This window comes from Aeribacillus pallidus, assembly GCF_050478865.1.
Classification (GTDB): domain Bacteria; phylum Bacillota; class Bacilli; order Bacillales; family JACDOC01; genus JACDOC01.
Genome location: NZ_JBCNBW010000027.1, coordinates 1 through 20,013, shown reverse-complemented (window position 1 = coordinate 20,013; position 20,013 = coordinate 1). Strand labels below are relative to the sequence as shown.

Sequence of the window (20,013 nt, the reverse complement as noted above, 5' to 3'; positions counted from 1 at the left end):
CCAGCATGTTATGGGAAGGATTATTAAAAAAGTATCACGATTATTTACCGGTAACAGAGAAAACACCAGCACTCACCCTACAAGAAGGAAATACGCCGCTTCTCTTTTTACAACGTCTGTCTGAACAATGGGGAATCAAATTATACGTAAAAGTGGAGGGGGCGAATCCAACTGGTTCGTTTAAAGACCGTGGAATGGTCATGGCAGTTGCGAAAGCAGTAGAAGAAGGAAGCCGTACAGTCATTTGTGCGTCTACTGGAAATACATCTGCCTCAGCTGCTGCGTATGCAGCTCGGGCAGGCATTCGTTCTATAATCGTCATTCCTCACGGGAAAATTGCCTACGGAAAATTAGCTCAAGCCATTATGTATGGGGCAGACATTGTTCAAATCGAAGGGAATTTTGACCAAGCGCTAGCACTTGTACGAGAAATTAGTCAATCAAGCAATGTAACTCTCGTGAATTCTGTTAATCCTTACCGTATTGAAGGACAAAAAACTGCGGCTTTTGAAATTTGTGAACAATTAGGGAAAGCCCCTGATGTGTTGGCCATACCGGTTGGAAATGCGGGCAACATTACCGCTTATTGGAAAGGGTTTAAAGAATACGATGAACGCCATCATACCGGTAGGCCAAAGATGTTAGGATTCGAAGCGGAAGGTGCTGCGGCCATAGTTAAAAACGAAGTGATTGAACATCCAGAAACGATTGCGACAGCGATTCGGATCGGTAATCCTGCTAGCTGGAAAAGTGCGTTAGAGGCTTGTGAACAATCAAAAGGCAAAATGTCATATGTTACGGATGAAGAAATATTGCAGGCGTTTCGTTTATTAGCTAAAACAGAAGGGGTATTTGCTGAACCTGCCTCTTGTGCTTCAATTGCCGGAGTAAAAAAACAAGTCGAAGCCGGTCGTATTCCTAAAGGAACAACAGTGGTAGCGGTCCTAACTGGTAATGGTCTAAAAGATCCACAAATAGCAGTAGAACAACTGCAAGTAGAGCCAACCGTTCTTCCTTATGATCAAGATGCCATTAAAAAATATATTTATGGTGTGGTTAACCAATGAGCCAATTATTTTCCCTCCGAATTCCGGCAAGTTCGGCAAATTTAGGTCCCGGATTTGACTCGTTTGGTTTAGCGTTACAAAAATATTTAACCCTTTATGTGGAACGAAATAACGAGTGGGTGTTTCAGCATCAAAGTGATCATTTATCTCATTTGCCAACAGGAGAAGACCATTTCATTTTCCAAGTAGCCCAACAAGTAGCCAAACGGTATGAGCGGACGTTACCTCCATGTCGAGTGATGGTTGAAAGTGATATTCCTTTAGCACGAGGGTTGGGCAGTAGTGCTTCTGCTGTTGTAGCGGGAGTGGAATTAGCAAACCAATTGCTTCAATTAAATTTATCAACAAAGGAGAAAATATCCTTTGGGATTCACTTTGAAGGACACCCAGACAACATCAGTGCGTCTCTTTTAGGCGGCTTTATCATCAATGGTTTTGATGGGAAGGAATTTGATTGGGTTCGAATCGACCAATTCGATGTGGACATCGTTATGATCATTCCACCTTATGAATTAAAAACCGAGCTTGCGAGGTCCGTTCTCCCTCGTCAATTTCAAAGAGAAGAGGCAACAAAGGGAAGCTCCATCGCGAATCTTGTTCTTGCAGCCTTACTTCAAAAAGATTACGAAAAAGCAGGGGATTGGATGGAAAAAGATCTCTTTCATGAACCGTATCGTGCCTCACTGATTCATGATTTTCGGATTATACGTAAACAAGCTAAATATTTTGGAGCTTTCGGTACAACCATTAGCGGAGCGGGGCCAACCATGATTTCAATTGTGCCGAAAGGATTTGGCGAGCACATCCAAAAAAAATTGAGTTATCATTATCCATCATTTGTTATTGAAAAGGTAGGTATTGAACCAAAAGGAGTTCAAGTCCAGTTCTATTCACAAGGACGGACAGAAAATATTGTATAATTAGAAAAGCAGTCAACTAAATTTGATGTTGACTGCTTTTTATGTGCATCGGGATTGTTACATTCCAAGTTCCGTCCTACTTTAAATATTTTTAACATATTTTTTAAGATAAAATCATGGTCACATTGAGTGAAATTTTATATAATGATGCTTTGGTAGTTATTTAGAAAAAACTAAAAGAAGAATTCTGTATGGTAGTTCATGCAGGAGAGGTTCGCGAACTCCCTCTATAAAAAACTACGGAAAATGCTTATTTTCCTCTATTCTTTTAGTTTTTCATAGAGCAAAGTTCATGGATCCCTTTCTTCTTTCAGTAGATAGACGAAAGGAGATAGATGTATGAAACAGGAAAAAGCAATTGTCGTATTTAGTGGTGGACAAGATAGTACAACATGTCTATTTTGGGCACAAAAACAATTTCAAGAAGTAGAAGCGGTGACGTTTAATTATGGTCAACGCCATTCATTAGAGATAGAGTGTGCAAAAGAAATCACTAAAGAATTAGGTGTGAAACATCATATATTAGATATGAGTTTATTAAATCAGCTCGCTCCCAATGCGTTAACGAGAGATGATATTGTAATCAAACAAGAGCAAGGTCAATTACCAACGACGTTTGTCGATGGCCGAAACTTATTATTTTTATCATTTGCCGCTGTATTAGCGAAACAAATCGGAGCCAAACATATTGTGACAGGAGTTTGTGAAACCGATTTTAGTGGATACCCTGACTGTCGAGATGTATTTATTAAATCCCTCAACGTAACGTTAAATTTGGCGATGGACTATCAATTTGTTATTGATACCCCATTAATGTGGCTGAATAAAGCAGAAACGTGGGAGCTTGCTGACGAGTTAGGTGCATTTGATTATGTCCGTGAAAAAACGTTAACATGCTATAACGGTGTGAAAGGGGACGGTTGTGGAGAATGTCCAGCCTGTCACCTTCGAAAGCGTGGCCTTATTGAATATTTACGGAAAAAAGAAGGGGTGATGAACGGATGATGCAACAAATTTATCCTACCGTTTCTCATCCGTATCGCTACGAATTAAATAAAGACTTTCATTTTGCCGCTGCCCACTATATACCTCATGAAAAAGCAGGCAAATGCAGTCAAGTCCACGGACATACGTATTTTGTCAATGTAACGATTGTAGGCGACCAATTAGATGAAACGGGATTTTTAATTAACTTTCAGGATATTAAAAAATTAATTCACAAAAGATTTGATCACACACTATTAAACGATCATACCGATCAGTTTTCCGATAAAGATCACGAGCGTTTCCCAACAACGGAAATTGTTGCACAAACCATATGGGAAATTATTCAAAAACATTTAGATACATTACCAAATCGACCGAAATGCGTTCAAGTGTTCTTACGCGAAACGCCAACGAGCTACGTGATTTATCGACCAAAAGACGGTGACTTCCGTGAATAAAATTCCAGTGATCGAAATTTTCGGACCAACCATTCAAGGTGAAGGGATGGTCATTGGGCAAAAAACGATGTTTGTTCGAACAGCTGGATGCGACTATGCTTGCGCGTGGTGCGATTCGGCATTTACGTGGGATGGGTCTGGCAAAGATGATATTCGCTTGCTAACGCCTGAAGAAGTTTGGGATGAGCTGAAAGCATTAGGACAATCCAACTTCTCCCATGTAACGATCTCTGGTGGAAATCCAGCTCTTTTAAAAGGGATTGGCCCGTTGGTTGATTTATTACATGAACATAACATCGTTGTCGCTTTAGAAACACAAGGGAGTCGTTGGCAAGATTGGATGCTTCATATCGATGAGTTAACGTTATCACCAAAGCCCCCAAGTTCCCGTATGGAAACAGATTGGAAAACGTTAGATAAGATCATTGGTCGCCTTTCGGAGGAAGGGAAAGGACAATCAAGTTTAAAAATCGTCGTGTTTGACGAAAAAGATTATGAGTATGCGGTAACGGTACACAAACGATATCCGCATCTTCCTTTTTACGTGCAAGCTGGTAATTCATGGGTAAATGATAATAATGATGATGGATTACTGTTACATCGATTAGTGAATCGATACGAATGGTTAATAAGCCGCGTCATGAACGATGAACGCATGACCCGAGTACGCATTCTCCCTCAGCTTCATACGTATGTATGGGGGAATAAGCGAGGAGTATAAAACGGACGGTTCTGCCTATGGTGGAACCGTTTTTTTAATGAAGAGATGGAAAATGACATAAACTAACATTCGAAATGTTTACGTAGAAAGTTGAAATACCTTTATCATTGGTTAAATAATAAACAAAATTCGGAAGTTATTTAGAAATGGATAACTCCTAGCTTTTTTACAACTTATGAGAGGAAGTATGGTTATGGAAATGGTGAAAGTTAGAGGTGCGCAAATTGCATATGAAAAGAGAGGTTCGAGTGGACCAACTCTTTTATTTGTTCACCCTCCAGGATTGGGAAGAAAGACGTTTCTTCGTCAACTTCCGCTACAATCGGTGGCACAGCTGTATTTAATCGACTTGAGTGGACATGGGGACAGTGAAACCATCAATTGCTATCCACTATTGGACCTATTTGTTGAGCAACTACATGCAATCATTCAAGCTGAACAACTAAATGAGGTTGTGTTATTTGGTTATTCGGCAGGAGGGTGTGTCGTGCAGAAATTCGTTTTAACGTATCCTCACCTTGTCAAAGGAATCATCTTATCTGGAGGATATCCAATAGTTCGAACAAAAATGTTTCGACTTGAGCATCAAATAGGGATGTATATGGTTCGGCATCATCCGCATGCGTTAACTTCCCTTTTAGCGAAAAGTCACTTTAAAGATCGTTGGTTGGAAGAACAATTACGACAACAAATTGAAGCTGCTGATAGGAAGACGTGGGAAAATTTTTATAAGGAAGCACTACATTTTAATTGTGTAAGTGAATTATCCTCTATTACTTGTCCATTAATGCTCCTTTATGGTAAAAATGCAACATGGATCAACAAACATGCATCCTATTATCACGTTTGCCCACAGAAAGAAATTTATTACATCAAGGGGGCTAATCACCAATTGCCGACACGATGGGCAAAAGTCGTCAATCAACTAACATCGGAGTTTATAACAAGAATTTACGATAAATATATTATGTAAACAAAAGGTAATCATCGAATTTTTCTAACTCAATTTTTCAAAAAATGAATATTTCACAATAAACGAATATTCGTGTAGTGAAAAAGAATAATCAAGTGAGGATGTCGAGCGTCTCTGCTTTCTTTTACCGAGAGAAAATGCATTGCAACCAATGGTAGTAATAAGTAGCTCTTTAATTTTGAATTTTGAAAATCCTTTAAAAATAGGCTATGTTATATTTCATTGTTGACTTTTAGTAAGTTGTACACACGGCGGCGACTCCAGCGAAAACAATAAGACAAGCAAGACCCATACTTGAGCGTAGCGAGGGAAGCGGCTTGCCCGCGGAAAGCGTCCGCCACAAGCGTAATGAATACATATCAACAGTATCGTTTAAAAGAGCCTAAAAATAAAAAAGGATTTTCATTTTTTTTTTTAGAATTATTTAAATGTATGTTTTTCAATTTTTTACAGGAGGGATGGTATGAAGCAGAAATGGATGTCTTTACTTTTAGCTTGTGGGTTAGCGATTCCGAACGCGGTGAATGCTCAAATCGTTAACGAACAGGAACATTACTATTCCATACTATTACATGAAGAACACGTTCCAGAAAACTTTAAACAACAACTAACGAATGCTGGAATTGAAATTGTTTATGAAGTTGAAGAAATCGGGTTTCTACAAGTAAAAGCGACAGCTGATGAATTCGAAAAAATTCGTACATTTGGACAAGTGGCCATCGCAAACCCAGCTGTATCGTGGGAAGTTCCGGAAGTAGAACAAATTCCACTAGATGCCGAATCGTACACGAATTCCCCATTATGGGATTTGCAGTGGGATATTCAACGCATTACTCAAAACGGAGCTAGTTATGAGTTAGGCACTGGTTCTCATGATGTGGTAGTTGCAATTATCGATACTGGTATTGACCGAGACCATCCTGACCTTGTTGTGAACTTACTACCTGGTTCCAAAAACTTTGTCCCTGAAGGTGGATTTAGAGGAACCGAGCCAGAAGAAACAGGAGATCCTAACGCCTTCGATGATAAACATGGACATGGGAGTCACGTAGCTGGGTCCATTGCCGCCAACGGAAATATGGTTGGGGTTGCACCTAATACAGGTATTCGTGCGTATCGTGTTTTTGGAACTGGATCTGCGGAATCAGCTTGGATTTACGAGGCGATGATAGCGGCAGCAAACGATGGTGCAGACGTCATTTCGATGAGTTTAGGCGGCTTTGATATATTAGGCCAAGTGTTTTATGTTGATCCAGTAACGGGAGAAAAAATAAAGTTAGGGAACGATGTAGCCGATTTCTTGGCATATCAACGAGCGGTTCAATACGTGACGGAAAAAGGTTCGTTAGTCGTCGTAGCTGCGGGAAATGATGGAATTAATGCTACAAACAAACGTGAAGTTACTGACTTTTTAAACGCTGAATACGGTGGGGACGGTTTTTATTTTCAAGGAGCTGGATTTGAAGTACCAGGAACGATTCCAGGTGTGATCACTGTATCTGCTACAGGACCTAACGATGAATTAGCCCTTTATTCCAATTATGTCCGGGATTTATTGACATTGCAGCTCCCGGTGGTGACTACCGGATGTATTTAGAGTATTTAGCGAATGGTACATTTGATCAATATCTAGAGCAACAACTGTATCGTAACGAATTTACTTTAAGTACTAGTGAAAATGGGGGTTATTATTATAGTATTGGTACTTCCATGGCAACCCCAAAAGTTTCAGCAGTGGCCGCTTTATTAGTCGATAAATACGGAAAGATGGAACCGCATAAACTAGCTGAATTACTTCGAAAAAAAGCCGTTGATCCAGTGAAAGCCCAGGAGAAAAAGGTATTTGGAGCAGGTCATTTAAATGCATTGAATGCCTTACAATAAGAAATTAAAAAGAGCTTCCTTAATGGGGGCTCTTTTTCGTTATAGGTATCTTTCCATTGATTACAGGATATAGAAAAAGGATAGAAGGGTGTTGGGCATCACTCATCTTGGATCGTTAATTCGGTAAATTGCCAATCGTGACTTTTCGGAAAACGAAGTTCTAAAATTCCTTCCTTATATAAAGCATTACCGCCTTTTTTCTTCACAAGAGCTGGAAGGGAGATAACATGTCGATCATTTTCTTCTGGAACATGCTCTAAAATAACTTGGTTAGAAGTATGGTACAGCTTTAAAGCTGATAAACAGTCTTCCTTTAGCCGAATGCGGACAAACACTTCTTCAAACGTTTCAAATACATCATATTGAAATGGGGATGATGATGGAGCTTTGTCCACTGTGGTTGTTGATAAAGGAGACATTCCTTCATTTTGAAAGTTCCTCATCATGTTGGACATAAAATCAGCCATATATTTCTCAATTTGATTGGGAGAGAACCCTTTCCATGGACTTTGGTCGTTTTTATGGAAAGGGAATAAATTCCATGGTAACATTATAGGTGTCATCCTTTCAAAAAAGGGTACTATCTTAAAAATGATGCCTACATTACTAATATGCGTTTGAGCAACAAACGGTACTTTATAATGCATCAATTGACTAAGCTAAGATAAGGCATTCAATTGGAAACGCAAGCCAATAGGTGACAAAATTTTTAAAAAAATCGTTGGAATTTTTTCTGAACAGTAGTAAGATGTTTATTGATAATTGGTATGATGGAAGATGAAAGGGGTCATAGGGGTAATTATTTCAGAATAGTCAATTAGAAAGAAAATTATTTTTATTCTGTAGTAAAGAAAAATTTTTTGTCACAAAAAATTAACATTTTTCAAATTTTACCTTTATCTTAGCATTTCTTAGTGTTAAAATGTCCATGTAAGCGTTTCAATCAAAGACTATTGACTCAATATTATTCTATTATGAAAAAATTTTTTTAAAAAATTATTTAGGGCGAGATCGTTGGAGGTTTTTCACAATGAGACAGCAAACAGCAACTCAAGGGGTTCCATGGCAACATTTTCATGGGCCAAACCTCGGTTACGTCATGGAAATGTATGAAAAATTTTTAGAAAACCCAGAAAGTGTGGAACCAGAATTAAGAAAAATGTTTGAACAATACGGTCCTCCATCCACAGAATCAAATATAGAAAAAGGAAGACTCGATATTTCTTTCCAACTTCCTTCCAATCCGACAATGTTATCAAAGGTTGTAGCAGCCGTCAAGCTTGCGGACAATATACGTACATATGGTCATTTAGCGGCTGACATTAATCCATTAACAAATGAAAACAAAGATACACGTCGGATTGAATTAGCTGAATATGATTTAACGGAAGAGGATTTGAAACAAATTCCGAAAGAGTATATTTGTCCTGATGCGCCACCACACGTGCAAAATGGACTCGATGCGATTTTGCATTTGAAAGAAGTGTATACGAAAAAACTTGCCTACGAATTTCACCAGGTTCACGATGTCGAAGAGAAAAATTGGCTTCGCCATATGATCGAATCTGGAAAAGTTACAGCCAATTTATCAAAGGCACAAAAAAAGAAACTGTTAAAACGGTTAACAGAAGTTGAAGGGTTTGAAAAATTCCTACACCGGACGTTTGTCGGACAAAAAAGGTTTTCGATCGAAGGCCTTGATGCAATGGTTCCGTTAATAGATGAATTAATTGCCTACTCTGTCGAACATGGTGCGAAAACGGTTAATATTGGTATGGCTCACCGTGGACGTTTAAACGTTTTAGCACATGTATTAGGTAAGCCGTACGAAATGATTTTTGCTGAATTTCAACATGCGCCTAACAAAGATTTAATTCCTTCTGAAGGCTCAATTGGTATTACATACGGTTGGACAGGGGACGTTAAATACCACCTTGGAGCTGATCGACGTTTTTCAGCAGATCAAACCAAGCGCGTTCGTGTGACATTAGCGAACAACCCAAGTCATTTAGAGGTGATTAGCCCAATTGTGGCAGGTTACACTCGTGCTGCCCAAGAAGAAAGAACGGTAAAAGGAGTTCCTGTACAAGATACAGAAAGCTCTTACGCGATTTTAATTCATGGTGATGCCGCTTTCCCAGGACAAGGTGTCGTTTCCGAAACATTAAACTTAAGTGGATTGAAAGGATATCAAACAGGTGGATCCATCCATATTATTGCCAACAATATGATTGGGTTTACTACAGAAAGCTACGATTCTCGGACAACTCGTTATGCGTCAGATACAGCAAAAGGTTTTGAAGTTCCTATTGTCCATGTGAATGCTGATGATCCGGAAGCTTGTATCGCTGCAGCTATATTTGCTTATGAATACCGTCGCCGTTTCAAAAAGGATTTTGTAATTGATTTAATTGGATATCGTCGATTTGGACATAACGAAATGGACGAACCAATGGTGACAAACCCATTAATGTATCATATCATCCGTAAGCATCCAACCGTTCGTGCCCTATACGCCGAACAGCTCATAGCAGAAGGAATTATTACAAAAGAAGAAGTGGAACAAATGGATGCGGATATTCAAGAAAAGCTTCAAAAAGCCTATGACAAAGTTCCAGCTAAAGATGAGGAACCAGACACTACGATGAATCCGCCAAAAGATGTGACGAATGGATTACCTTCGATTAATACAACAGTTTCAGAAGAAGTGCTTCGCCGTCTTAATAGTGAAATGCTTCAATGGCCGGAAGGGTTCCACGTTTATAAAAAGTTGGAACGAATTTTAAAACGTCGTGAAACCGCCTTTAATGATGGAACTATTGATTGGGCCCATGCAGAAGCGTTAGCATTTGCATCCATCCTCCGTGATGGAACCCCAATTCGGATGACCGGACAAGATTCACAACGGGGAACATTTGCCCAACGACATCTCGTTCTTCACGACGAAAAAACGGGGGAAGAATATGTTCCTTTACACCATATAACGGATGCGAATTCTTCCTTTGTCGTCTATAATAGCCCATTAACCGAAATGGCCGTAGTCGGTTATGAATATGGTTATAACGTCTTTGCACCAGAAACGCTCGTATTGTGGGAAGCACAATTCGGTGATTTCGCAAATATGGCGCAAGTGATGTTTGATCAATTTATTGCCGCCGGTCGAGCGAAGTGGGGACAAAAATCTGGTCTTGTGATGTTACTTCCACATGGCTATGAAGGTCAAGGTCCAGAACATTCCAGCGGTCGTGTTGAGCGCTTCTTACAACTAGCTGCAGAAAATAACTGGACCGTAGCAAATTTATCGAATGCTAGCCAATATTTCCATATATTACGTCGCCAAGCGGCAATTTTACAAAAAGAAGAAGTACGTCCATTAGTGATAATGACACCGAAGAGTTTACTCCGCCATCCGTTAGCAAGTTGCCATTACCGTGACTTGACGGAAGGGGGGTTCCAGCCAGTCATCGAACAGCCTGGTTTAGGAAAAACACCTGAAAAAGTCGAGCGAATTGTGCTATGTAGTGGAAAAATTGCGATTGATTTAGCTGAGCGTATTCAAAAAGAAAAATCTCTTGATTGGTTACACATTGTACGTGTCGAAGAATTATATCCGTTCCCGGAAAAGCAAATAAAAGAAATTATTGCACGTTTCTCGAACTTGAAGGAACTCGTTTGGGTCCAAGAAGAACCGAAAAATATGGGTGGTTGGACATTTGTGGAACCACGACTTCGAGATCTTACCCCAGAAGATGTTGACGTACGTTATATCGGAAGACGTCGTCGTTCTAGCCCATCAGAAGGGGATCCTAGCGTTCATAAAAAAGAACAAGCTCGAATTATCACTGAAGCGGTATCACGATAAGTAGGAGGAGGACATCAAAGTGGCTGAAATTAAAGTACCTGAGTTAGCAGAATCTATTACGGAAGGAACTATCGCCCAATGGCTAAAGCAACCAGGGGACAAAGTAGAAAAAGGTGACTACGTCGTTGAGCTAGAAACAGATAAAGTAAATGTCGAAGTCATTTCCGAAGAAGCAGGTGTGCTACAAGAAATCTTGTTCCAAGAAGGGGATAACGTAAAAGTTGGGGATGTTATTGCCATTGTTGGCGAAGGCACTGCATCCACACCTTCAGCTTCAGTACCGGAAAAAGAGGAACCGATTCAACAAGTGGAAGAACCAAAAGCAGAAGTGAAAGAAGAGCCGGCAGCAAAAGAGCGCCCAATCGCTTCTCCTGCAGCAAGAAAATTAGCACGCGAAAAAGGAATTGATTTATCACGAGTTCCAACGGTAGATCCACTTGGACGAGTTCGTAAACATGATGTAGAACATTTTGCTAATCAGCCTGTCCAAGCAGTTCAACCAACTCAAGCAACCCAGCAACCGTCTGCGCCTAAACCGCAGGTGGAACTTGGGGACAATAAACCAGTTGAACGTATTCGCATGTCTCGTCGCCGTCAAACAATTGCGAAGCGTCTCGTCGATGTACAACATACCGCAGCCATGTTAACAACGTTCAACGAAATTGATATGACGAATGTCATGGAACTTCGTAAACGTTACAAAAACAAAATATTAGAAGAATATGATGTACGTTTAGGATTTATGTCCTTCTTTACAAAAGCGGTTGTTGCTGCATTGAAAAAGTATCCGTATGTAAACGCTGAAATTCAAGGCGATGAAATCGTATTGGAAAAATACTATGATATTGGTGTAGCCGTATCTACAGACGAAGGATTAGTAGTACCGGTAGTCCGTGACTGCGATCGTAAGAACTTTGCTGAAATCGAACGTGATATCGCTGAACTTGCTCAAAAAGCTCGTAACAACAAACTCGCCTTAAGTGATTTACAAGGTGGCACATTTACCATTACAAATGGTGGAGTATTCGGCTCCTTACTGTCGACTCCAATCTTAAACGGCCCACAAGTCGGAATTTTAGGAATGCATAAAATTCAACTACGTCCTGTAGCCATTGATGAAGAACGTATCGAAAACCGTCCAATGATGTATGTGGCCCTATCTTATGACCATCGAATCATCGATGGAAAAGAAGCAGTTGGATTCTTGGCGAAAGTAAAAGAGCTATTAGAAAACCCTGAACAACTCTTGCTTGAAGGCTAAAATAAACAAAAAAAACGCCTATTTCCTACTAGTGGGAATAGGCGTTTTTATTGAAGTCATAGTCTATTACAGGGGACAAAAAGTCAGTTGTTAGAGTATAAGTGTCAAAGTTAACACTTTTAAAATTTTTATAAAGTTAAAAAAGTTGACTAAAGGAAACATTTTGGTAAAAGTTGAATACTTTAATAAAAAGTAAAGGAGAATGAACCATGAGTAAACGTATTCAGAAAAAAGTTATGTTGTATAGTACATTACTTCAACAGCTAGGAATGTTAAAAGAGGAAGATGTGAAGGATTTGATGAACAAGTGGGGAATGTCTTCAAATAAATAAAAAGCACATATAGTGGTCACTATATGTGCTCCAATGATCTTAGCGGCGTTTTTTAAAAGGATTTAATCCTCGTTTTTTTATTTCACCTTTCAAAAGCTTGATCCACATCCGGTCCTCACCATTTTTTTGTGCGTCTCGGTAAGCTGCGACAAGTTGCTCATTGCTCATAATTTTCATGGAAGAACCTCCTAAGTAAAATATTCTGTATTTTCTATATATTTTATATAATTATGCAGTTTTGTGAAAGGCATTACGCAAAATTTTTTGTTAAAAATCTAGAAATCTTAACATTTTAAAACTAATTTAGTAAATTTAAGATATTACAAGAAAGGGTGTAGAACATGACAATAAAAAAGGGGATCCTACAAGGAGCAATTGTTACGAAAGAACGTATAGTGCAAGATTTAAAACAACTAGGATTAAAAAAAGGTATGACAATCATTGTCCATTCTTCCCTTAGTTCCCTTGGCTGGGTGTGTGGGCGAGAAAAAGCCGTCATCGACGCGATAATGGAAGTGGTTACCGAAGAGGGGACGATTATCATGCCTGCTCAATCGGCGGACAATTCCGATCCTCAATATTGGCAAAATCCTCCTGTTCCACGGGATTGGTGGGAAACTATACGAAATTCGATTCCACCTTTTGATCCAGCGACAACTCCGACATGGGGAATCGGCCGGATTGCCGAAGCATTCCGTACTTATCCAAGTGTTCTTCGAAGTGCGCATCCCATTCATTCGTTTAGCGGTTGGGGAAAGGAAGCGAGTGCCGTATTAGCAAGCCATCCACTTGACTTTTCGCTTGGTGACGAATCTCCACTTGGCCGTTTGTATGAGCGAGATAGTTATATTTTATTGTTAGGTGTTGGGTACGATTCTTGTACGGCGATGCATTTGGCTGAGCACAAGCTTCCGAATCGGAAGATTGAAACACAAACGTCAGCTATATTGGAAAATGGTCATCGCGTGTGGAAAACGTATCAACTTATTGAAATGGATGATGAACAGTTCCCAGCCATAGGAGAAGCATTTGAAAAAAAGGCGTCTATTTCCGTAGGTAAAGTTGGATGTGCGAAAGCAAAACTCGTTCCGTTACGCCCGCTTGTCGATTTTACTTTTGAATATCTAATGAACAAACATACATAATAACAATATTTATTTTGGAGAATGGTCTACAGGCACGTATGTAAAGGTTTTTAGCGTGCTTGTTTATAATGTACAAAAATTCGGAAAAGTATGATAATATTTAATTAGGGAAATGATGCTCCAAAAATTTCGGACAAAGGGGGAAGAACAGGTTGTCAAAAGAATGGAATGTAACGATCGGTCAACTGTTAGCTCAAAAAGCGGAAGCTCACCCGAATCACGAGGCGGTCGTGTATCGTGACCGTGGCTTAAGGTGGAGCTATCGTGAATTTGATTTGCTTTGTCGCCAAGCTGCAAAAGGATTGATGAAATTAGGAATTGAAAAAGGCGAACATGTAGCCATTTGGGCAAGTAATGTACCGGAGTGGCTGATTTGCCAATTTGCCACAGGAAAAATGGGAGCCGTTCTCGTTACGGTCAATACGAACTATCAAACGGCAGAATTAGAATATTTACTCTCCCAGTCTGATTCCACCACGATTATCCTTCTAGAACAGTATCGTGATTCTTCCTATATTGATATGCTATATTCAATTGTACCTGAGTTAAAAACCGCAACGCCAGGTCAACTTCACTCAAAGCGACTTCCTCATTTGAAAAATGTCATCGTCCTTGGTGACAATAAATATCCAGGTACATATCAGTGGGGGGACGTTTTAGCGCTAGGAGAGGATGTAGCGGATGAAGCGCTCGACCAACGAATGGACACCCTTTATCCAGATGATGTCATTAATATGCAATATACTTCTGGTACGACCGGTTTTCCAAAAGGAGTCATGCTCAGTCATTCGAATATTATTAACAATGCCTATAACATTGCCCAATGTATGAAGCTAACCGAACAAGATCGATTATGCATACCGGTTCCATTTTTCCACTGCTTCGGTTGTGTGCTCGGTACGTTAGCTTGTGTAACAGTTGGAGCAACGATGGTTCCAGTACAAGAGTTTCATCCGAAAGAAGTTTTGCAAACGGTACAAGACGAAAAATGTACCGGCCTTCATGGAGTACCAACGATGTTTATCAGCGAATTAAATCACCCTGATTTTGACCAGTTTGATTTATCCTCACTTCGAACAGGCATTATGGCAGGTTCTAACTGTCCAATCGAAGTGATGAAAGCAGTCATGGAAAAAATGGGCGCAACCGAGATTACGATTGCATATGGACAAACGGAATCCTCACCAGTCATTACTCAAACACGGACAGACGACCCGATTCAAATTCGAGTAGAAACCGTTGGTCGAGCGTTACCAAATGTGGAAGTGAAAATTGTGGAACCAGGTACGAACAAAGAGGTTCCACGTGGGGTGCAAGGGGAATTATGCACAAGAGGATACCATGTGATGAAAGGATATTATAAAAATCCAGAAGCAACAAAGGAAGTAATCGACGAAGAGGGCTGGCTGCATACAGGTGACTTAGCTGTGATGGATGAGCAAGGATATTGCCGCATTACTGGTCGTTTAAAAGATATGATTATCCGTGGAGGTGAAAACATTTATCCACGTGAAATTGAAGAGTTTTTATATACCCATCCAAAAATTTTAGATGTCCAAGTAGTTGGAGTACCAGATGAGGTATATGGAGAAGAAGTGATGGCATGGATTATATTAAAAGAAGGGGAAGAAGCAACTCCAGAAGAAATAAAAGAATATTGTCGAGGAAAAATTTCTCGACATAAAATTCCACGATATATTGAGTTTACCGACCAATATCCAATGACAGCTTCTGGGAAAATCCAAAAATATAAATTGCGAGAAAAAGCGGTACAACTATTTAGAAAATCCAATTAACTCATTATTTAAAAGGAAGCTTTATATTGAGAAAGCTTCCTTTTTACTTTATAGTATTCTTTAAGAATTTTTTGAAAAATAAATTAACAATAATAATGTTATGTAAACAAAATGATGAAAGGAAGAATAAGCAATGAAAAGGTCCGTCTATTTATTTGTATACGGAACGCTTCGTAAACACGAAAGGAATCATCATTACCTAAATAAAGCGAAAAAGCTTTATGACCAGGCTTGGGTTTATGGTACCCTATATGATACAGGATTCGGTTATCCAGCATTGTCGTTAAACGGGAATGATCGAGTGTTTGGAGAACTATTTGAACTTTCTATTGATGATCTACCATTCATTGATCAGTTAGAAGATTACCATCCTGCTAGAACCGATTCATTATATACGAGGGTAACGGAGCAAATTTGGACAGATGATGGTCCCGTTGAAGGGGGTGTTTATGTAACGACAAATAAGTCGATAATGAAAGAACGTATTCCAAGTGGTGATTGGAAAGTTCATCAATTTTTATTAAAAAAACCGGACTTTGTTTCCTACTTTGCTTATGGGTCGTGTATGGATCACGAACGATTTCAAAAAGCGAATGTCGATCATTTTTTTCAACACGTGATTGGCACTGGACGTTTACATAATTATTCTATGAAATATACGTTTCCTGTCGAAGACGGTGGACGTGCTGATATTGTCGAAGATGGGGGAATAACAGAAGGAATTGTTTATCACGTTCCATATGAAGGAGTTGAGTATTTATTTGAACGAGAAGGGGTCGAACTTGGATGGTATCGGCCAGCTTTTGTCGATGTAACCATCAATGGGGAACAACATGTAGATGTGTTAACATTTATCGTAAATAACAAACAGAACGAGACATGTCCACCGGTACATTATGCACGAGAGATTTTGAGAGGTGCTTATGGATACGTTAGTGCAGCTTATATGAAACAGTTAAAACAAAGGTTACATTCATTAGGTATGTCAATGGATCAGATCGAACAGCTTATATAAAGTGATAACTTTAGTCATAAAAAAATGAACAAAGGGCTAACTTTTAAGTAAGCTGACTGTTAGCCCTTTGTTGGAACGTTTTTCTCAATAATTGGAAAAAATCGTCCCATAATCCCAATCGCTTTAATCAGCATTTCTTTTCCGTCCATCGTTTCAAACCGTTGTTCAATCGTAGAAAAAATTAAATAGTCTTCATTTATATTTTTTCCAATTTCTAATAAAGGAAACTTTTGTTCATTTGTGTTCGTATATGAACACATGACACTTCCTTGACATTCGATAGAATAGCGGTTGTAGCGCCACTCCTCATATTGATGAACCGATGGGCGTTGTACGGTTAAAAAAACCAGTACACTAATGAATAGGACATACATGAATGGAGCGAACTTTCTCATTCCATCACCTACTGCATTTGATGTATGTATCCGGTATCTATTACACCAATTCGAAAAATATCGACATTTTTAGGGGGTGTTCGAGCTATCCTATTGGTCCTATATTAATTGACGATCGATAGTGAAAAAAGTTTCGCAAAAGTAAGAAATTTGTTTCGCAAAAAAACCGTTCGGCACCATGTCCGAACGGTTCTTCTCAGCAATGTCAAATTAATGTTTTAAACTTACCCAAACGCTCTTTACTTCTGTATAGTTGTCTAGTGCATAGGACCCCATTTCTCTTCCGATACCTGACTGTTTATATCCACCGAATGGGCTCGCAGCATCAAATACATTATAACAGTTCACCCAAACGGTACCGGCACGCAGTTTGCTGGCAATATAATGAGCTTTTGCTACATCTTTGGTCCATACCCCAGCTGCTAAGCCGTATTGCGAATCATTTGCCCGAGTGATTAGCTCGTCAAGATCTTCATAAGGCAAGGCCGCAATAACAGGACCAAAAATCTCCTCACGAGCAATGGTCATATCATCTCGGACGTCAGCAAATACGGTAGGGGAGACGAAGTACCCTTGGTCACTTGGTTTATCACCACCAACGAGTAACTCAGCTCCTTCTTCAATTCCTTTTTGGATATAGTTTAAGACACGAGATTGTTGCTCTGCTGAAACAAGTGGCCCAATTTCTGTATCCGGATGAATGCCTGCTCCTTGTTTCATCGATTTCGCGTGGGAGACCATATCAGCCACAACGTTATCAAATTGGTCTTTCGGGATAAAGACACGAGAACCGGCACAGCAAACTTGCCCTTGGTTAAACATGACACCATTAAAGGCACCTGGAATTGCCTTTGATAGGTCGGCATCCGGTAAAATAATGTTTGGTGATTTTCCACCTAGTTCAAGCGTGACTCTCTTCAATGTTTTTGCTGCTCGCTCCATAATGATTTTTCCGACTTCGGTCGAACCTGTAAAGGCAATTTTATCCACTAGAGGGTGATCAACTAATGGTTGTCCTGCCGTTTCCCCAAAGCCTGGAACAATATTGACCACACCTTTAGGGAAGCCTGCTTCCTCAATTAGTTCTGCTAAATAGAGTGCTGATAGTGGAGTTTGCTCTGCTGGTTTTAACACCACTGTACATCCCGTTGCTAATGCTGCCCCTAATTTCCACATGGCCATTAGGAGTGGGAAGTTCCATGGAATAATCTGTCCAACCACACCGACTGGTTCGTGGCGAGTATAGTTAAAATATGTTGGATGCACTGGAATCGTTTGTCCAACAATTTTCGTTGCCCATCCCGCATAATAGCGCATATGTTCAATCGCAAGTGGTAAATCAGCGTTTAACGTTTCGCGAATAGGTTTACCATTATCTAATGTTTCGAGCTGAGCTAATGCTTCTTTATGTTCTTCCATTAAATCAGCTAGCTTGTACATTAAGCGGCTTCGCTGAGCTGCGCTCATTTTGGACCAAGGACCTTCATCAAACGCTTTACGAGCGGCTTTTACCGCAAGATCAATGTCTTCTGGACCAGCTTCGTAAACCGTTGCTAACGTTTCCCCAGTCGCCGGGTTTGGAGTGTCAAACGTTTTTCCTGTTTTACTTTCGACCCACTCCCCGTTAATATACAGTTTTTTCGTCCCTTGTAAAAATTTTTGCACCTTTTCATTCACATTAATCATTAATTGACTCATCAAAATCCTCCTTTTTAAGGTTAATAGAATAGAAGGTTTGCAACTAGTAAATCGTGATGAGGTGCAAAGTCGAAAATCTTGTTGAAACCGCTTCCGTATCTAATGGTAACAACTGTATAATTTTCTATCAAGAATAAAAAACCGAAAAATTATGACAAATAAATCGCTTATTTTACAAAAAGAAAAAACATTCACGTGTTTTTAGGATATTTTTTGACTAATACTGTTAGATGATGTCGAGATTGTTCATCTACAACTGGCTCCTTATTGATTCGAGAATGAATAATCCATATACTATTTATAGGCAACGATAGAAAAGGAGTGATCGAAATGATTCATTTATTATGGCAACAGGCACCAACGTTGAAAAAAGTAAAATGTGTACATACAGATGCGAAAAAATTTATTGTGAACAACATGCTGACGGTTGGAAAAGAGTACGAAGTAAAAAATGAAACGGACGAATTTTATTTTATTGTAGACAATAGTGGAAAAGTAGGGGGCTATTACAAAGATTATTTTGAAGAAATTCGGTAAGCTTGGGAAACCAAGCTTTTTTAAATTTTTTCAGTTTTTTATTTGACAACATCTTCACCTCCCTATTAAAGTATAGGAACAAAGAATAAATGATGGGGGAATCATTACCGATGGGGGAATCTTTTTTATGGGAACTTGTCGGTGAATATGGTTATTTAAGCATGTTTCTTATCAGTTGGTTCATTTTTTTCGGTTTTCCAATACCAAATGAAGTTGGAGCGGCTTTTACGGGAATGTTGACTACGGTCTATGATTTTAAACCGGTATATGCTTTTTTAAGTCTTTATGCAGGGGTGTTATCATGCTCCATCTTTGGGTATATGGTCGGCCGATTACTCGGAACTCGGGTGGTTGATCGAATCCAACAGCGAACATCCGAGCGGTACTTCTATCGTGCGAAAATATGGTTACAAAAAAGGTATGGTCTTGGTATTGGATTGAGTTACTTTGTTCCGGGGGTTCGGTTTCTTATGCCATATTTAGCTGGCGCCATGAACGTCTCGTTTATTCAATTTTTTATGGTCACAACGGTTGCTTTATTTTTGTGGAGCAACATCTATTTTCAAGTCGGAAGAGTCTTTCCGACAGCATTTAATGAAATCATCGATTACTTGGTTTGGACGATTTGTATCGTTGGTATTATCGTGATTCTGTTTATTAGACGAAAAACTATTCAAAAAGGGAAAAAAACATTCGTTTCAAAGTAACTCGCCACTTGCTCTTTTATTTTTGTGAAGATGCACGTATAATAAGACTAATTGATGGGAATTAACGGAGGATGTGGACGTATGTTTGATGAAAGAATGGCACTCAAAATTCGACTAGAACAATTGGCGGATTCGGAAGAACGTATATTACGGGAATTCCGTCAAGAACGAGAAATGATTTTTGGCTCTCTGTCAATTGTGGTGGTGCAAATATTTCCAATACTCTCTCTTTGGAAGGAATGTAGGTTAACCTAC

The 20,013-nt window shown here is 39.4% G+C and carries 18 protein-coding genes, 2 pseudogenes and 1 riboswitch; of the genes and pseudogenes, 16 read left to right on the top strand and 4 right to left on the bottom strand.

Annotated elements, in window-relative coordinates; translation table 11 throughout:
- Positions 1–5 precede the first annotated feature (5 nt).
- The 7 genes and pseudogenes from thrC to ABES52_RS06550 all read left to right on the top strand — a co-directional run bounded on the left by thrC (position 6) and on the right by ABES52_RS06550 (position 7,010).
- Positions 6–1,067, top strand: coding sequence for a threonine synthase (thrC, locus tag ABES52_RS06580; protein WP_429650144.1), 1,062 nt, complete (start codon positions 6–8; stop codon positions 1,065–1,067).
- The gene (gene thrB, locus ABES52_RS06575; protein WP_429650142.1) at positions 1,064–1,987 is read left to right on the top strand and encodes a homoserine kinase; all 924 of its coding nucleotides are present in this window, start codon (positions 1,064–1,066) and stop codon (positions 1,985–1,987) included. The genes thrC and thrB overlap by 4 nt, the downstream gene beginning before the upstream one ends.
- 203 nt (positions 1,988–2,190) lie before the next feature.
- Positions 2,191–2,234: riboswitch (PreQ1 riboswitch) on the top strand.
- A 92-nt stretch (positions 2,235–2,326) separates the two neighbouring features.
- A complete protein-coding gene (gene queC, locus ABES52_RS06570; protein ID WP_429650140.1) occupies positions 2,327–2,992 on the top strand; it encodes a 7-cyano-7-deazaguanine synthase QueC in 666 nt (221 codons plus the stop codon).
- Positions 2,989–3,432, top strand: coding sequence for a 6-carboxytetrahydropterin synthase QueD (gene queD, locus ABES52_RS06565; RefSeq protein WP_429650138.1), 444 nt, complete (start codon positions 2,989–2,991; stop codon positions 3,430–3,432). The genes queC and queD overlap by 4 nt, the downstream gene beginning before the upstream one ends.
- Positions 3,425–4,153: a 7-carboxy-7-deazaguanine synthase QueE gene (queE, locus tag ABES52_RS06560; protein WP_429650136.1), complete on the top strand. Its 729-nt coding sequence runs from the start codon at positions 3,425–3,427 to the stop codon at positions 4,151–4,153. The genes queD and queE overlap by 8 nt, the downstream gene beginning before the upstream one ends.
- A 193-nt stretch (positions 4,154–4,346) precedes the next feature.
- Positions 4,347–5,126 carry an alpha/beta fold hydrolase gene (locus ABES52_RS06555; protein ID WP_429650134.1) on the top strand — a complete coding sequence of 260 codons (780 nt, stop codon included), beginning with the start codon at positions 4,347–4,349 and terminating at the stop codon, positions 5,124–5,126.
- Positions 5,127–5,589: 463 nt separating this feature from the next.
- Positions 5,590–7,010: pseudogene (locus ABES52_RS06550) on the top strand (S8 family peptidase).
- A gap of 98 nt (positions 7,011–7,108) precedes the next feature.
- Here the strand turns inward: ABES52_RS06550 and ABES52_RS06545 are convergent.
- On the bottom strand, positions 7,109–7,561 hold the full coding sequence (locus tag ABES52_RS06545) for an Hsp20/alpha crystallin family protein (RefSeq protein ID WP_429650132.1): 453 nt from the start codon (positions 7,559–7,561) through the stop codon (positions 7,109–7,111).
- 479 nt (positions 7,562–8,040) lie between these two features.
- Here ABES52_RS06545 and ABES52_RS06540 point away from each other — a divergent pair, with 479 nt between their 5' ends.
- The 3 genes from ABES52_RS06540 (at position 8,041) to ABES52_RS06530 (ending at position 12,465) form a co-directional block, all read left to right on the top strand.
- Positions 8,041–10,872, top strand: coding sequence for a 2-oxoglutarate dehydrogenase E1 component (locus tag ABES52_RS06540; RefSeq protein WP_429650130.1), 2,832 nt, complete (start codon positions 8,041–8,043; stop codon positions 10,870–10,872).
- 19 nt (positions 10,873–10,891) lie between these two features.
- Positions 10,892–12,133 (top strand): 2-oxoglutarate dehydrogenase complex dihydrolipoyllysine-residue succinyltransferase, encoded by a 1,242-nt coding sequence (odhB, locus tag ABES52_RS06535; RefSeq protein ID WP_429650128.1) that lies wholly within the window; start codon positions 10,892–10,894, stop codon positions 12,131–12,133.
- Between the two features lie 209 nt (positions 12,134–12,342).
- Positions 12,343–12,465, top strand: coding sequence for a hypothetical protein (locus ABES52_RS06530; protein ID WP_429650126.1), 123 nt, complete (start codon positions 12,343–12,345; stop codon positions 12,463–12,465).
- 39 nt (positions 12,466–12,504) lie between these two features.
- Here ABES52_RS06530 and sda read toward each other — a convergent pair whose 3' ends face one another.
- Complete coding sequence (gene sda / locus ABES52_RS06525) at positions 12,505–12,642, bottom strand: sporulation histidine kinase inhibitor Sda (protein WP_429650124.1); 138 nt, start codon at positions 12,640–12,642, stop codon at positions 12,505–12,507.
- A gap of 164 nt (positions 12,643–12,806) precedes the next feature.
- On the opposite strand from sda, the gene ABES52_RS06520 reads away from it, so the two are divergent.
- The 3 genes from ABES52_RS06520 to ABES52_RS06510 all read left to right on the top strand — a co-directional run bounded on the left by ABES52_RS06520 (position 12,807) and on the right by ABES52_RS06510 (position 16,421).
- Entirely contained in the window at positions 12,807–13,610 is an 804-nt protein-coding gene (locus ABES52_RS06520; protein WP_429650122.1) for an AAC(3) family N-acetyltransferase, read from the top strand.
- Between the two features lie 152 nt (positions 13,611–13,762).
- Entirely contained in the window at positions 13,763–15,406 is a 1,644-nt protein-coding gene (locus ABES52_RS06515; protein ID WP_429650120.1) for an AMP-binding protein, read from the top strand.
- 133 nt (positions 15,407–15,539) lie between these two features.
- Complete coding sequence (locus ABES52_RS06510) at positions 15,540–16,421, top strand: gamma-glutamylcyclotransferase family protein (protein ID WP_429650118.1); 882 nt, start codon at positions 15,540–15,542, stop codon at positions 16,419–16,421.
- Between the two features lie 59 nt (positions 16,422–16,480).
- Here ABES52_RS06510 and ABES52_RS06505 read toward each other — a convergent pair whose 3' ends face one another.
- Together ABES52_RS06505 and ABES52_RS06500 are read right to left on the bottom strand one after the other, a co-directional pair.
- The gene (locus ABES52_RS06505; protein ID WP_429650116.1) at positions 16,481–16,816 is read right to left on the bottom strand and encodes a hypothetical protein; all 336 of its coding nucleotides are present in this window, start codon (positions 16,814–16,816) and stop codon (positions 16,481–16,483) included.
- 210 nt (positions 16,817–17,026) lie between these two features.
- A complete protein-coding gene (locus tag ABES52_RS06500) occupies positions 17,027–18,514 on the bottom strand; it encodes an aldehyde dehydrogenase family protein (RefSeq protein ID WP_429650114.1) in 1,488 nt (495 codons plus the stop codon).
- 330 nt (positions 18,515–18,844) lie between these two features.
- Between ABES52_RS06500 and ABES52_RS06495 the strand changes: the two genes are divergently transcribed.
- The 3 genes and pseudogenes from ABES52_RS06495 to ABES52_RS16890 form a co-directional block, all read left to right on the top strand.
- Positions 18,845–19,051: a DUF6501 family protein gene (locus ABES52_RS06495; RefSeq protein ID WP_429650112.1), complete on the top strand. Its 207-nt coding sequence runs from the start codon at positions 18,845–18,847 to the stop codon at positions 19,049–19,051.
- A gap of 110 nt (positions 19,052–19,161) precedes the next feature.
- The gene (locus ABES52_RS06490; RefSeq protein WP_429650110.1) at positions 19,162–19,758 is read left to right on the top strand and encodes a DedA family protein; all 597 of its coding nucleotides are present in this window, start codon (positions 19,162–19,164) and stop codon (positions 19,756–19,758) included.
- Between the two features lie 54 nt (positions 19,759–19,812).
- Positions 19,813–20,013 (top strand): annotated as a pseudogene (locus ABES52_RS16890) (hypothetical protein); the annotation flags it as partial.